The sequence below is a fragment of the Asanoa hainanensis genome, assembly GCF_900188485.1.
GTDB lineage: Bacteria > Actinomycetota > Actinomycetes > Mycobacteriales > Micromonosporaceae > Asanoa > Asanoa hainanensis.
In genome coordinates this window covers 394154-408304 of sequence record NZ_FZPH01000007.1, presented here as the reverse complement: position 1 = coordinate 408304, position 14151 = coordinate 394154, and the positions used below count along the sequence as shown (strand labels likewise).

The window sequence follows — 14151 nt, the reverse complement described above, 5'->3', positions numbered from 1 at the left end:
CTCAAACCCGTCCGGCAACTCATCGAGTCAGTCAACGACACCCTCAAGGGCCAACTCGACCTCGAACTACACGGCGGACGCACCATCGAAGGTGTCGGTGCCCGCATCGCTCAACGACTACTCGCGATGACCGCCGCCATCTGGCACAACCGCGCAACCGGCCAGCCCGTGACCAGGTCACTCATCGCCTACGACCACTGAACCCGTTAGGAATTACTCGTCTAGAGCCACTCGGTGGTCATCGCGTCGCTGGTGTGGATGCAGGTCATGCGCAACGGTCCCTCGGAGGACGCCTTGAAGCCGTGCACCTCGCCCGCCGGCACCACGACGACCGAGCCCGCCTCGGCCTCGATGGTCTCCTCGCCGGCCAGAAAGGTCCCCGAGCCCTCGTGCAGGACGAACACCTCCGCGTACGGGTGGGTGTGTGGCTCCGGGCCGTGGCCCGTCGGGCTCGCCTGGATGAAGAACGAGACCGGCACCCCACCGTGGTCGCGACCGAGGAAGGTGCGCGAGGTCGCGTTGCCCGGCAGGTCGTCGTTCCGGATGTGGGTGGCCATTGACGCACGTTAACATCGGCGCCTGCCAGACACCCGAGATCCTCGGCGACGTCGACGCCGCGATCCAGCTCGTCCACGACGTGGCCACCAAAGGAGAAGCGGACCTGCTGCTGTTCCCCGAGTGCTTCCTGCAGGGCTATCTGGTCACGGACCAGCACGTACGCGATCACGCGCTGAAAATCGACGACCCCGTGCTGACCCGGCTGGCCGGGATCCGGCCGTTGGTCGTACTCGGGATGATCGAGGAAGCCGGCGGTCGCTTCTACAACACCGCGGTGGTCGTCGGTGACGGCAAGGTCGTGGGCCGCTACCGCAAGACTTTCCTGACCGCCGGCGAGGCGGTGTTCACGGCCGGCGACGACTATCCGGTCTTCGACCACCACGGCGTACGGTTCGGCGTCAACATCTGTTACGACACCCGTTTCCCGGAGGCGGCGGCCGCGGTCGCCGCTCGAGGAGCCCAGGTGCTGCTGGTGCCCGCCCAGAACATGATGCGCCGCGAGAACGCATTCTGGTGGTAGCCGAGGTGCCGACCGGGGGCCCCGGCATGGTCATCGTTGGTGTTACTACTAGGAGATGAGCCAGCCCACATCACCAAACACGTTCAGTGACCTCGCCGGCACCCTGCATCAGGGGACGATCGAGTCGGAGCTGTTGCGGGGCAACCCCCTCGGCGACCCGCACGTTCGGGACCTGTGGGTCTACACGCCGCCCGGGTATGACGAGTCCGACGAGCGGTATCCCAGCATCTACGTGATCCAGGGCTACACCGGCCAGGTGGCCATGTGGGGCAACCGCACCCCGTTCCGGCAGCCGTTCGTCGCGACCGCCGACCAGGTGTTCGCCAGTGGGCAGGCGCCGGGGTGCATCCTGGTCTACGTCGACGCCTGGACCGCGTACGGCGGCTCGCAGTTCGTCGACTCGGTCGGCACCGGCAACTACCACTCGTACCTCTGTGACGAGGTCGTGCCCTTCGTCGACGCCCACTACCGCACCATCGCGGACCGGGAGTCGCGGGCGATCAGCGGCAAGTCGTCCGGCGGCTTCGGTGCGATGATCACGCCGATGCTGCGCCCGGACCTGTTCGGGGCGCTGGCCACGCACGCCGGTGACGCGCTCTACGAGTACTGCTACCTCAACGAGTTCGGCAAGGCGGTGCGGGCGCTGCGCGCCTACGACCACGACATCCTCAACTGGTGGAAGGACTTCCAGAGCCGGGTCTCCTTCACCAAGGAGGAGGACATGGTGCTGATCCTCGCCCTGGGTTGCGCCGCCGCGTTCTCGCCCGACCCCGACGGCACGCCGCGGCTCCCGGTCGACCCCCGCTCCGGCGAGCTCATCCCGGAACTGTGGGAGCGGTGGCTGGCCTGGGACCCGATCCGGATGATCGACAAGTACGCCGACGAGCTGCGCTCGCTGCGCGCCGTCTGGATCGACGCCGGCACCCGTGACGAGTGGTTCCTCGACCTCGGCGCCGAGGCGTTCAAGGCCGGCCTCGACCGGATCGGCGTCCCGGCCGAGCGCATCGCGTTCGAGCTGTTCCCGGCCGCGCACGGCGCCATCGACTACCGGTACCCGCTGGCGGTGGCCTGGCTCGCCGAGCGCCTCAAGCGCGAGAGCTGACTCCCCGTCGCCGGGCGGGGCTCAGTCCCGCCCGGCGACCCGGGCCAGGAACCGTGCGCCGACCTCGGCGACGTCGTCGGCGGTCCAGTCGAGCCCGGGCGCGGCGACCGTGATCTCGGTCATCGCCAGCCCCGGCACCTCCGCGTCCTGCCAGCGGGCGGCAAACCACACCTTCTCGTCCTCGGCCAGGGTCAGCGCGGCCTCGTCGAGGGCCTCGGCCGTGCCCGGCAGCCAGAGGCGGAACCGCTGGGTGTGCGGCGGCTCCGGGTAGACCCGCGCCCCGGGCAACGTGGCCAGTGCGGCGGCGACGGTCCGCGCGTGCTCCACGTAGCGCGGGATCAGCGGCAGCTCGCGCCGCAGACCCGCGAGCGCGGTCAGCGCCGCCGGCCACTGCTGGAAGGCCATACCGCCATAACGGTGCCGCCAGACCCGGGCGTACGCGGCGAGGTCCGCGCTGCCCGCCAGCGCGGCACCGCTGATGGCGCCGACGGTCTTGTAGAACGAGACGTACGTGCTGTCGGCCAGACCGGCGATCTCGTGCAGCGGGTGCCCCAGGTAAACGGTCGACTCCCAGAGTCGGGCGCCGTCGAGGTGCAGCCGTGCACCGGCGGCCCCGGTCGCGGCGGCCACGGCGACGAGCTCGTCCCACGTGGGCAGCACGAACCCGGCATCGCGCAGCGGCAGCTCGACCAGGACGGTGCCGACCGGCTCGGCGAGCGCGGCGATCTCGTCGGCGGTGGGGTTGCGCGGCTCGGTCGTCGGCCAGACGGCGCGCAGGCCGCTCAGCTGGGCGTACGCGTGCCGCTCGTGCTTCTCCAGGTGCCCGAGCGGGTGCAGCGCGACGGCGTCGCGGCCGCTGTGGTCGGCGCCGTAGCGCAAGGCGACCTGCTGGGCCATCGTGCCGGTCGGGAAGAACACGGCGGCCTCGGTGCTTAACAGCTCCGCCACCCGCTCCTCGAGCACGGCCACCGGCCCGTCGCCGTAGTGGTCGGGCTGGTCGTCGAGCAGCCCGGACCCCTCCAGGGCGGCGAGCTGCTCGCGCATCGTCAGCGGTCGCGTGCCGGAAAGGATGCGGTCGCAGCCGCGCAGGGCGGCCGTCAGCCGCTGCCGTTTGGTGTCCTCCACGAGCTGATCGTCGCAGAGCCCGGTAAGCACCGGCGAGCGGCACCGGTCATTGAAGGTCGGCGCGGGTGATGGCGTTGCGGGTCATCGCCTCGTTGGCCAGGCGCACGCGACGCTTCTCGCCCTCGCCGGCGATGCCGAACTTGTCGTAGAGGCGCAGCAGGTGCTGCTTGACCGCCGCCTCGGTGACGACCAGCGCGGCGGCGATCTCGCGGCTGGAGGCGGGCTCGGTGAACAGCGCGCCGGTCAGCAGCGGGCGGCACAGCTGCACGAGGACGTCCCGTTCGCGGTTGGTCAGCTCCGGCGCCGGTGCGCCCGCCTCGGTGGCCGGCGCCTTCGGCGCGCGGCCGGAGCGCAGCACGAAGCGGGAGCCACCGGCGCGGATCTCGTCACCGTCGGCGAGGACGCGCTCGTGCCAGACGCGCTGGCCGTTGACGAAGGTGCCGTTGCGGGAACCGAGGTCACGCACCGACCAGCCGGCCGTGTACCGCTCGAACACCGCGTGCAGGCGGGACAGGCGGCGGTCGGTGGGCACGGCCAGGTCGTTGGAGTCGGCGCTGCCGAGCGTGATCCGGTCGCCGTCGAGCGGGATCATCGACGCGCCGGTGGCCGACCAGACCTCCAGATACGCGTTCATCGGCCGGTCAGCTTCACCGCGAACTTGCCACCCACGCGCGGGGCTCCGACACGCAACTCGTAGTCGCCGGCGGTGAGCGGGTAGGGGCCTGACTGCTGGCAGAGCGTGCCGGAGCTGACCAGGCCTCGCTCGGAGTGGAACAGCTGCCAGGGCACGGGGCTGGCGCAGCTCTCGCCGGTCACGTACACGTCGAGGTCGGTGTCGAGGTGCAGGCGGTAGCGGCGCTCGTCGCCGATGCCCAGCTCGATGAGCCCCTGCTCCGGCACCCGTGCCCCGATCGTGATGGAGGCGGCGGCCCGGGTGGTTGGCCCCGGCCCGGGCCCTGGCGCGCTCGACGTCGAGGTCGACGGACCGGGCGTCTCCTTGTCGCCCTCCCACTGCTGGAGCAGCGGCGCCGAGGCGATCGCCGCCACCAGTGCCACGGCCGCCACCGCCAGCAGCGTCAGCCGACGGCGGCGACGACCCGATCCGACCTCGACCAGGGGCCGCTCCAGCAACGGCCCGGCCACGCCGCTGTCGTCGAGCCGGGTCGGCGGCGGAGTCCACTGTGTAGACAGGATGCGCGAGCTGGCGTCGATCGGGTCGGCGGTCTCCCCGACCAGGGCTAGCAGCACCTCCCGCGCGTTCGGCCGCCGCGCGGCGTCCTTGTCGAGGGCCCGCTCGACCAGGTCACGCAGCGGGCGCTCCAGCGCGCCGAGCGACGGCGGATCCGAGACGACGCGGTGCATCAGCTCCAGCGGCGCACCGGTCCCGAACGGTGGCCGACCGGTCGCGGCGAACGTCACGACCGCGCCCCAGCTGAACACGTCGGTGGCGGTGGTGACCACGCCGCGGAACTGCTCGGGCGCCATGTAGGCGGGCGTCCCGACGATGTGGCCGGACTCCGTGAGGCTTTCGTCGACGTCCGGGGCGCGGGCGATGCCGAAGTCGATGACCTTCGGACCGACCCGCGACAGCAGGACGTTGCTGGGCTTGAGGTCGCGGTGGACCACGCCCGCGGCGTGGATCCCGTTGAGCGCGGCCGCGATCCCGATCGCCAGGCTGTCCAATGTGGAGCCGTGCATCGGGCCGTCCTGCTTCACGGCGGCCGTGAGCGTCGGCCCCTCGATGTACTCGGTGACCAGGTACGCGAGGTCGCCGGCCGTGCCGACGTCGAGGACCTGCGCGGTGCAGAAGCGGGCGACGCGCCGGGCGGCCGCGGCCTCGGCGGCGAAGCGGGCGCGGAACAGTGCGTCCCGGGCGTACTCCGCCCTGATCAGCTTGACGCACACCAGGCGACCGGTGTCGTCCTGACCGAGGAACACGACGCCCATGCCGCCCTCGCCGAGGCGCCCGAGCAGCGCGACGCCGCCGACCCGACGAGGGTCGCCCGGCTGCAGGACCGGCGCCGGAGCGCCGGTCCGCTGCGTCGCGCCACCGGCGTCCAGCGTCATCGCCGGCATTCTAACGACCGTCAATCCACGGGTACGCGCAGCGCGCCCTTCTCGTACCGGTCCCAGCTGAGCAGGTACGTGCCGGTGGCCGGGGCGGGGACCAGGAAGCAGGCGAGCCCGCCATCAGCCGTCGCGTGCGGGGGCGGGTAGATCTGGGCCCGGCTGCAGTTGTCGTCGGTGCCGACCGAGGTGCCGTCAGGCAGCTTGAGTTGCAGGTCGCGGTCGAACACCCAGGCGAAGCCGGCGGCGGAGTTGTTCGTGGCCGAGAACGCCAGCCGCACGAACTCCTGGCCGGTCGGGGCCTGCTGGTGCAGGAGCGGCTCGTCGGAGCGCACCTCCACGGCGGACACGCTCATGAATACGCTGCCGGTGGCGGTCCGCTGGACCTTCCCGGTGACCGGCACCGGCACGGGCTCCAGCGCGACGAGCCCGTCCGGGCCGCTGAACGGCACCGTGGCCTGGCGGTTGGTGGGCTTGCCGACGATCAGCACGGCTTCGGGGAGGACGAAGTGCTCGTCGACCGCGAAGGCGTACATCCCCGGTTGGCTGCGTTGCGCCGGGACCTCGGGCAGGTCCAGCAGCGGGTTGTCGAGCTCGGCGTAGGTGCGGTCGCCGACCGTGAGCAACGCGTTCTCCGTCGGCGTGCCCTCGTGCTCGGGGCTCAGGTTCTGGAAGACGCCCTCGATCGTCACGGACTTGCCGGCGCCGGTGGACGACGCCACGACGCGCGCGACGTTCAACGTGACCTTGAATCCCGCGTACCAGTAGGACTTGTCGATCTGGATCTCGGTCACCGCCGCGGGCTCGGTCGTCTCGGCGGGCGCCCCTGACCCACCCGACGACCGAGGGACACAGCCAGTCAGGGCCAACGCGGTCGCCGCGGCGGCGACCAGTAGCAACGAACTCCTCATGCGCCCAATATGGCGGTGGGTCGATGTCCGAAGACATGCTCGCGAGGTGACGGTTACCGGACTGTACGGAAAGGCCGCTCTTACCTTCCGGTAAGGCGTGAGACTGGGTCGGTGGGGCAGTCCTCCGAGTCCGTGATCCGCACCCCGGATCAGCGTGTACGGGTTTTCGTGAGCTCGACGCTGACCGAACTGGCCGACGAGCGCGGGGTGGTGGGCCGGGCGATCGAGGCCCTGCGGCTCATTCCGGTCATGTTCGAACAGGGTGCCCGCCCGCATCCGCCCAGAGCGGTCTACCAGGCCTATCTGGCGCAGAGCGACATCTTCGTCGGGCTCTACTGGGAGCAGTACGGCTGGATGGGGCCCGAGATGGACGTCTCGGGGCTCGAGGACGAGTTCGAGCTCGCGACCGGCCTGCCGCGGCTGGTCTACGTGAAGGTCCCGGCGCCGAACCGTGACCCGCGGCTCGCCGACCTGATCACCCGCATCGGCGACCAGGCGCTGGTCACCTTCCGCCACTTCCGTACCTCCGACGAACTGAACCGGCTCGTCAGCGACGACCTCGCGGTCCTGCTGAGCGAGCGGTTCGCCGCGGCCCGGCTCGCCGTGGTGGGCCCGCGCGGTGGCACGCAGCCGTTGCCGGTGGGGCGCACGTCGCTGGTGGGCCGCGGCCAGGCCATCGACGAGGTGGCCGGGCTGATCGAAGGGCCCGAGGTGCGGCTGCTGACGCTGACGGGCCCGGGTGGCGTCGGCAAGACCCGGCTGGCCGTCGCGGCCGCCGAACGGTCCCGCGACCACTTCGGCGCGCGGGTCGTGTTCGTGCCGCTGGCCGACGTGACCGATCCCGACCAGGTCGTCGCCGGCATCGCGCGGCAGGTGGGCGCGGACGTCGCCAGCGCGGCCACGCCGATCACCGCGCTGGCGGGCCAGCTCGGCGACGAACGCTGGCTGCTCGTCCTCGACAACCTGGAACAGGTGATCGGCGCGGCCAGCGACCTGGGCGAGCTGCTCACCCGGTGCCCGGGCCTGACGATCGTGGCGACCAGCCGCAGCGTGCTGGAGCTGCGGGCCGAACGGGAGTACCCGGTGCCGCCGCTGCCGCTGCCCGCCGACCCCGCCACGATGTCGATCGAGGAGCTGGCCGAGACGCCGGCCGTGCGGCTGTTCGTCGACCGGGCCCGGGCGGTGCGCTACGACTTCGCCCTCACCCCACACAACGCGGTAGCGGTCGCGGAGATCTGCCGCCGGCTGGAGGGCCTGCCGCTGGCCATCGAGCTCGCCGCCGCGCGTACCCGGTTGCTCAGTCCCGCGGCCTTGTTGGAACGCCTGGAGACCTCGCTGGACGCGCTCGGAACAGGTGCGATGGACCTGCCCGTGCGGCAGCGCACGCTGCGGGCCGCGGTCGAGTGGAGCGTGGACCTGCTCGACGCCGCCGAGCGTTCGCTGCTGGAGACCATGGCCGTCTTCGTGGACGGCTGGACCATCGCCGCCTCGGCCGAGGTGGCCGGCATCAGCGAGGACGAGGCCCTGGACCTGACGGACGCGCTGGTCCGGCACAGCCTGGTGCAGCTCGACCACGCCGACGTCGGCACCCGCTGCCGGATGCTCCAGACCGTGCGCCGGTTCGTCGCCGAGCGGCTGGCGGCCCGCCCCGACGCCGCCGACATCCAGCGCCGCCATGCCCAGACGTACGCGGCGTTGGCCGTCACCGCCGACCGCCCGCTGCGCGGCGTCGGGCAGCGGGACTGGGTCGAGCGGCTCCAGGCCGACGCCGGCAACCTGGCCGCCGCGGTCCGCTGGCACCTGGCCAACGACCAGCGCCCGCTCCCCCACCTCTACCGGATCCTGTGGCCGTTCTGGTCGCAGCGCGACCACCTGGCCGACGCCCGCACCTGGGTCGACCAGCTCCTGCCGGCCGCCGACTCGCTGGACCCGCAGGCCCGCGCCGAACTGCTGTGGACGGCGACGGTGACCGCCCGCGAGGTCGGCGACGACGAGGCGGCCCTGGCCCACCGCGCCCGGCTCGCGCCGCTGCTGCCGGAGATCCAGGACCCGTACCTGCACGCCGCGACCCTGCTCTCGATGGCCTGGACGTCGACGATGATGGGCGACATCGAAGGCGCGCTGCGGGAGGCACTGGCCGCGCTGGCGGAGTTCGAACCCCAGAACGAGCCATTGGGTACGGCTTCGTCGGCGCTGACGGCGGGTTCGCTGGAGACGAGCACGGGCCGCCAGGACGAGGCGCTGCAGCACCTGCGCTACGCGTACGACTGGGCGATGCGCCAGGACAACGCCTGGCTGGCGGCGACGGCCCAGGTCCTGCTGGCGGGGCTGGCGTTGGTGCGGGGCGAGAAGCTGAACGCCCGCATGCTGCTCGACGACGGGCTGGAGCTGAGCCTGGCCGCCTACAGCACGCAGCTGGTGACGCTGTGCCTGGCGACGTTCGCGCAGCTGGTGTTCGCGGAGGGCAACCCGGAACGAGCGGCCCTGCTCGCGGGCGCGGCCGACGGCCTGCGGCGACGGGCGGGGTTGCGGGTCTACCCGTCGCTGCGCCAGCGCGAGGCGGTGCTGACCGGCCGGCTGCGCGAGGCCCTGGGCGAGGCCGACTTCGACATCCTCTTCGCGAAGGGCGGCCGCCTGACCCGCCCGGAAGCGGTCGCCACTGCCCACGAACCGCCCAGCTGAGGGCTTGTCCCGCACCGACGCCCCGTTCGGGCGAGTCCCAAGCGGCCTACTCGCGGGCTGTTACCGTCGTGCGCATGGAGGTGGCGAAGCCGTACGAGCCGATGACGCTCGCGCATCTGGGCACGCTGCTGGCTCGTGCTGACGACTCCACTCGATGGCGCCTCATCGCCGAGTTCCTGGAGGAGTATCGGTGGGAGCCGCAAGCGACGCGGCAGGCCCTCCTGTCCGCTGAGCCTGCCGCCAGCGGAGACGAGCGTTGGGACGCTTTTCTCGCCGCGCTGGCCGAGCACCTGGCATCCAAAGACGATCGTGCAGCACCGGAGTGGGCGGATTCCCGCGCGCTCCGCCGATTCTGGTTTCCGTTCAACACGCGAGCGGCGCGGGTTGACGCCGTGGTCAACGCCCCGGCGGCCTTCCGCCGACGCGGCGTCTACGTCGCCGCACAGGAACTGAACGTCGCATGACCGCCGACGATCGGCTTCTCGACCGTCACGCCATTGAAAATGCTTTCCGCAAGCTGGGCGACCGCCTGGCTAGGCGAGGGGTCGTCGCGGACCTTTACGTCTTCGGCGGAGCGGCGATGGCGCTCGCGTACGACGCACGTCGGTCAACCCGCGACATCGATGCGGTGTTCCAACCGCATGGTGTCGTCCTCGAGGAAGCCAGGGCAGTCGCGGCGGAACTAGGCCTCCCAAACTGGTGGCTCAAACGAGCAGGCCAGCAGCTATGTTGCCCGCGGTGAGGATGCGAACGCGCCCCCCGTATTCGACCACCCAGGGCTGCGGGTTTCAGCGGCATCGCCGGAGCATCTCTTGGCCATGAAAGTGCTCGCTGCCCGGCGGCGTGACGCCGACGACATCCGCTTTCTCATCGACCACCTTCAGCTTCACAACGTGGACGACGTCGCTCTGTGCACCGAAATCTTCCCCGAGGAGCCGGTTCCGGCGCGGGCCCGACTTGTTCTCGAGGATGTCTTCGACGAGCAGTAAGACCCCGCCGCCGTGCGCGTGTCGATTGACGCGGTTCAGCCGCCGTTGGCGGAGAAGTGCATGTAGTCCTTCAGCGAGTGGTAGTCGCCGCCCCACTGCCAGCCGATCGAGGCGAAGGCTTTGACCCCTGCGTTGGTGTGGGCCACCATGCCCGGCTTCAGGTTGGTCCGGTCGAGGTATGAGGTCGCCAGCTCTGGCAGCACGACCTTGGCCTTCTGGTACGGGTTCTGGAACGGGTTGACGTCCACGGCGAGCCCGTACGAGTGCTGCGACCACGCCTTCTGGCCCCGGACCGGCCGGCAGGCGAACGCCTCCGTGGTGTTGCCGTCGCCCGTCGACGGCGCGTTCATGTCGGCGGCGCTGGAGATGTGCATGCGCTCGATCGGGAAGTTCGCGGCGAACAGTTGCCGGAAGACCTTGATCAGGTCGGTCGCCGCCTTGGCGTTGACCAGCAGCTCGCCGGTGTGGGCGCGGCCGTCGAAGCCCCGGAAGCTGACCGTGAGGTAGCGCAGGTCCGTCGCCGCGACCGGGCAGGCCTTGGTCCAGCTCGACCGGGCCAGGACGTCGGCGGGTACGGCGCGGTTCGTGGCGTGGAAGCGGCCGTCGGCCGGTGGCGGCAGGTCGTCGACGGTGACGATCGAGCGGTTGCGCAGCTCCGGCGGTGTGGGCTGCGCCACGCCGGTTTTGACAACCCGCGTGCCCAGCCAGGTTGGGGCCGCAGTGGCGTTGCCCACCCGGGAGATCGTGGGCGTCGGTGACGGGGCCAGCGAGGGCGAGGGCGACGGTGACGGGGTCGGCGGCGCCGTCGACGGGGTGACGATCCGGGCCGTGGGTGTGACCTTGGCGCCTGAACAGGCGCCCAGCGCCAGGCTGATGCAGCCGACCAGGAACAGCAGGAGCGCCGCCCGTACGCCAGTTTTCGGCATCCCCGTCCGTCTCCGTCCTGCCCCGCCGCGAACCGGTGGCCAAGCGTACGCGGGCGGCCTGACCTGCCATGCAACATGTTGAATGTGGCAGGCTTTCCCGGTTCTGACCTGGGGGAGGAAGGACACACAACCCCATGCACGTCTCCACCGGCGCGCGCCGCCTGGCCACCGCCATGTCCGCCGCGCTGCTGCTGTCCGTCGCCGCCTGCCAACAGGGCACCCCGGCGCAGGATGCCGACACCGGCACCGCTACCGGCCTCACCCGGCTGTACGGCACAGACGGCAATATGATCAACACTTTCGGTGACGAGTTCGCGAACCAGGCCGGGCTGCTGGCCGGGATGAAGGGCACCACGCCGCTCACCCCGCTGTCCGAGGACTTCAAGTCGCGGCTCAACGCCGTCCACCCCGGGCTGACCGACTACCTGTTCTCGGGCGAGACCTACGACGCCGTCGTGATCAGCGCGCTGGCCGCGGAACAGGCCGGCAGCGACGAGCCCAGCGCGATCGCCCGCCAGATCAACTCGGTCACCACCGGCGGCACCGAGTGCACGACCGTGGCCGACTGCCTGGCGCTGGCCCGCGCGGGCACCGACCTCAACTACCGCGGGATCTCGCTGACCCGGGGCGGGTTCACCGACGCCGGTGAGCCGTCCACCGCGAGCTACGCGACGCTCCACTTCGGACCCGAGGACAAGCTCGACGACAGCAAGACGGAGTACGTCGGCGCGGGCGACGAGTCGGCCACCTCCACGAAGAAGCCGCCGCGGGCCGAGCCGGCGCGCGGGTCGAAGACGGCACTGAAGATCGGCGGGCTGCTGCCGGAGACCGGCGACCTGGCGCTGGCGAACCCGCCGATGGAGGCCGGCGCCGCGCTGGCGATCCAGGAGGTCAACGAGGCCGGCGGCGTGTTCGACAAGGACGTCGAGTGGGTGCCCGGCGACGACGGCACCAACCCCGACGTCGCGAAGGAGACCGTGGCCAAGCACGTCGCCGCCAAGGTCAGCGTGATCATCGGGGCCGGCGCGTCGAGCATCTCGCGCGAGGTGCTGCCCGACGTGGTCAAGGCCGGGCTGATCCTGTTCTCGCCCTGCAACACCGACGCCGGGCTCAGCACCATCGACGACAAGGGCCTGTTCTTCCGCACCTCGCCGTCCGACACGCTGCAGGGCCGCGCGCTGGCCGACGTCATCCTCCGCGACGGTCCGCACAAGATCGCGATCGTGGCCCGTAACGACTCGTACGGGGTCGGCTTGCAAGAGAACGTCATCTCCGAGTTGGAGAAGGCCGGCTTCCCGGCCGACAAGGTCGAGACCCTCGTGTACGAGCCGCCGACGCCCGCCGCGCCGGACATCGACTTCGCCGGCGACGCCAGCCAGCTCAAGGCCGCCGGCCCGGACGGCGTGCTCCTCATCGGATTCGGCGAGTCCGCGCAGATCATCAAGGCGATGGCCAAGGCCGGGGTGCAGCTCTACCACGGCAACTGACCGTGCCCTGAAGGGCGGCGTCGCGAAGTCGCGACGCCGCCCTTTCACATGCTTCGATCCGTGATCAAAAACGTGCCTTGCGCGATCTTCGTATACAACATACGCTCCGACAATCGTCGATATAGGAGCCCGTTCATGACGAACATCTCGCGCGCGATCGGTCGGGCCGCCATCGGTGCGGTCGCGGTCGTCTGCACGCTCACGGCCTGCTCACCCGTGTCTGACGACGGCGGATCGAGCGAGCAGAAGCCTTCGCAGACCCAGGATTCCTTCGGATCGCCGGCCAACCCGGACGAGGTCAAGCAGGGCGGCACGCTGAACATCGCCCTGTCGGCCGAGCCCGACCGGCTGGACCCCTCCCTGTCCCGGAGCCTCTACTCGCGCTACGTCTTCCAGGCCATGTGCGAGAAGCTGTACGACGTCAACGAGCAGGCGCAGGTCGTGCCGCAACTGGCCACCGACCTGCCGACCGTGAGCCCCGACGGCAAGACCGTCACCATCAAGGTGCGGCAGGGCGTGAAGTTCGCCGACGGCACGGAGTTCAACGCGGCGGCGGTCAAGACCACGCTCGAACGGCACCTGACCCTGCCGGAGTCCGCGCGCAAGAGCGAGCTCGGGCCGATCGACACGGTCGACGCGACCGACGCGCAGACCGTCGTCATCCACCTCAAGAACCCGTTCGCGCCGCTGGTGGGCGCGCTGGCCGACCGGGCGGGCATGATCATGAGCCCGGCCGCGCTGCAAAAGCTCGGCACCAACTTCGCCTCGGCGCCGGTCTGCGTGGGCCCGTTCAAGTTCGACAAGCGGGTGCCGCAGAGCTCGATCGACGTCGTACGCGACACGAACTACTACGCCGCCGACAAGGTGCACCTCGACGGCATCTCGTGGCGCATCCTGACCGACGGGAGCATCCGGGCGGCCAACCTGCGCTCCGGTGACGCCGACGTGGCCGACAGCGTCTCCACCCAGGACGTCGACAGCCTGCGCAAGGAGTCGTCGCTGACGGTGCTGCAGTCGAAGTCGCTGGGCTACCAGGGCCTCACCATCAACATCGGCAACGTCGACGGCGTCGGCACCCCGCCGAAGCCGATCGACCGCCCGATCGCCAAGGACAAGAAGGTGCGACAGGCCTTCGAGTACGCGATCGACCGCAAGGCCCTCGTCGACGCGGTGTTCAACGGCATCCCCAGCACGGCCTGCAGCCCGATCTCGCCGGCGAGCGCCTTCTCGTCCGACGAGGCCCAGAAGTGCCGCGACCACGACCCCGCGAAGGCCAAGCAGCTCCTCCAGGAAGCGGGCGTGCAGGTTCCGTACACCATCAAGATGTTGGTCTCCAACACCCCTGACACGTTGCGCCTCGCGCAGGCGCTGCAGTCGATGGTCAAGGACGGTGGCTTCAACATCGAGATCAACCCGGTCGAGTACTCGTCGCTGCTCGACGAGCAGGACCGCGGCAACTTCGAGCTCCTGCAGCTCGGGTGGAGCGGCCGCATCGACCCCGACGCCAACATGGTGAACTTCGTGGGCACCGGCGGCAGCCAGAACGTCGGCGGCAGCAGCAACCCCGCGCTCGACGCGGTCCTCGACCAGGCCCGCCAGTCGACCGACGTCGACGAGCGCAAGAAGCTCTACGGTCAGGCCGTCGGGCTGCTTCAGGAGGACAACCCGCTGATCTACCTGTACCGGCAGGCCAACCTGACCGCATTTTCCAACAAGGTCAAGGGGGTCCAGGTCTATCCGGACGGCGTTATCCGGGCAGCGTTCGCCGGCTTCGCCAAGTAGGT

General features: G+C 70.7%; 14 protein-coding genes and 1 pseudogene. 9 read left to right on the top strand and 6 right to left on the bottom strand.

Translation table 11 applies throughout. From position 1 onward, the window contains the following. A pseudogene (locus CHC05_RS20070) lies at positions 1-201 on the top strand (IS982 family transposase); the annotation flags it as partial. A gap of 20 nt (positions 202-221) precedes the next feature. Here the strand turns inward: CHC05_RS20070 and CHC05_RS20065 are convergent. After that, positions 222-557, bottom strand: a complete 336-nt coding sequence (locus CHC05_RS20065) for a cupin domain-containing protein (protein ID WP_089251025.1) — start codon at positions 555-557, stop codon at positions 222-224. On the opposite strand from CHC05_RS20065, the gene CHC05_RS20060 reads away from it, so the two are divergent. Next, entirely contained in the window at positions 557-1078 is a 522-nt protein-coding gene (locus tag CHC05_RS20060) for a carbon-nitrogen hydrolase family protein (protein ID WP_089251023.1), read from the top strand. The two genes, CHC05_RS20065 and CHC05_RS20060, sit on opposite strands and share 1 nt — an antisense overlap. Positions 1079-1133: 55 nt before the next feature. Then, entirely contained in the window at positions 1134-2180 is a 1047-nt protein-coding gene (locus CHC05_RS20055) for an alpha/beta hydrolase (RefSeq protein WP_089251021.1), read from the top strand. 21 nt (positions 2181-2201) lie between these two features. Here CHC05_RS20055 and CHC05_RS20050 read toward each other — a convergent pair whose 3' ends face one another. Genes CHC05_RS20050 through CHC05_RS20035 form a run of 4 tightly spaced genes read right to left on the bottom strand, consistent with a single transcriptional unit; the run spans position 2202 to position 6283 of the window. Then, positions 2202-3305: a threonine aldolase family protein gene (locus CHC05_RS20050; RefSeq protein WP_245871068.1), complete on the bottom strand. Its 1104-nt coding sequence runs from the start codon at positions 3303-3305 to the stop codon at positions 2202-2204. Between the two features lie 46 nt (positions 3306-3351). Further along, complete coding sequence (locus CHC05_RS20045) at positions 3352-3939, bottom strand: FHA domain-containing protein (RefSeq protein WP_089251019.1); 588 nt, start codon at positions 3937-3939, stop codon at positions 3352-3354. Continuing rightward, positions 3936-5372 carry a serine/threonine-protein kinase gene (locus CHC05_RS20040; protein WP_179266283.1) on the bottom strand — a complete coding sequence of 479 codons (1437 nt, stop codon included), beginning with the start codon at positions 5370-5372 and terminating at the stop codon, positions 3936-3938. Before CHC05_RS20040 ends, CHC05_RS20045 begins: the two co-directional genes overlap by 4 nt. Positions 5373-5392: 20 nt before the next feature. Then, a complete protein-coding gene (locus CHC05_RS20035) occupies positions 5393-6283 on the bottom strand; it encodes a hypothetical protein (RefSeq protein WP_144022687.1) in 891 nt (296 codons plus the stop codon). A gap of 168 nt (positions 6284-6451) precedes the next feature. Between CHC05_RS20035 and CHC05_RS20030 the strand changes: the two genes are divergently transcribed. From CHC05_RS20030 to CHC05_RS41565, 4 genes are all read left to right on the top strand, one after another. Continuing rightward, complete coding sequence (locus CHC05_RS20030) at positions 6452-8965, top strand: ATP-binding protein (protein ID WP_179266282.1); 2514 nt, start codon at positions 6452-6454, stop codon at positions 8963-8965. A 74-nt stretch (positions 8966-9039) separates the two neighbouring features. Continuing rightward, the gene (locus CHC05_RS20025) at positions 9040-9429 is read left to right on the top strand and encodes a hypothetical protein (RefSeq protein ID WP_089251010.1); all 390 of its coding nucleotides are present in this window, start codon (positions 9040-9042) and stop codon (positions 9427-9429) included. Continuing rightward, positions 9426-9707, top strand: a complete 282-nt coding sequence (locus CHC05_RS40825) for a DUF6036 family nucleotidyltransferase (protein WP_144022686.1) — start codon at positions 9426-9428, stop codon at positions 9705-9707. Before CHC05_RS20025 ends, CHC05_RS40825 begins: the two co-directional genes overlap by 4 nt. Before the next feature lie 76 nt (positions 9708-9783). Beyond that, positions 9784-9954 (top strand): hypothetical protein, encoded by a 171-nt coding sequence (locus tag CHC05_RS41565; protein ID WP_179266281.1) that lies wholly within the window; start codon positions 9784-9786, stop codon positions 9952-9954. A gap of 35 nt (positions 9955-9989) precedes the next feature. Here the strand turns inward: CHC05_RS41565 and CHC05_RS20020 are convergent, their stop codons facing one another. Continuing rightward, the gene (locus tag CHC05_RS20020) at positions 9990-10880 is read right to left on the bottom strand and encodes a M15 family metallopeptidase (protein WP_089251008.1); all 891 of its coding nucleotides are present in this window, start codon (positions 10878-10880) and stop codon (positions 9990-9992) included. A gap of 134 nt (positions 10881-11014) precedes the next feature. On the opposite strand from CHC05_RS20020, the gene CHC05_RS20015 reads away from it, so the two are divergent. Together CHC05_RS20015 and CHC05_RS20010 are read left to right on the top strand one after the other, a co-directional pair. After that, the gene (locus CHC05_RS20015) at positions 11015-12367 is read left to right on the top strand and encodes an ABC transporter substrate-binding protein (protein ID WP_089251006.1); all 1353 of its coding nucleotides are present in this window, start codon (positions 11015-11017) and stop codon (positions 12365-12367) included. 135 nt (positions 12368-12502) lie between these two features. Beyond that, positions 12503-14149 carry an ABC transporter substrate-binding protein gene (locus CHC05_RS20010; RefSeq protein ID WP_089251004.1) on the top strand — a complete coding sequence of 549 codons (1647 nt, stop codon included), beginning with the start codon at positions 12503-12505 and terminating at the stop codon, positions 14147-14149. Positions 14150-14151: the final 2 nt, after the last annotated feature.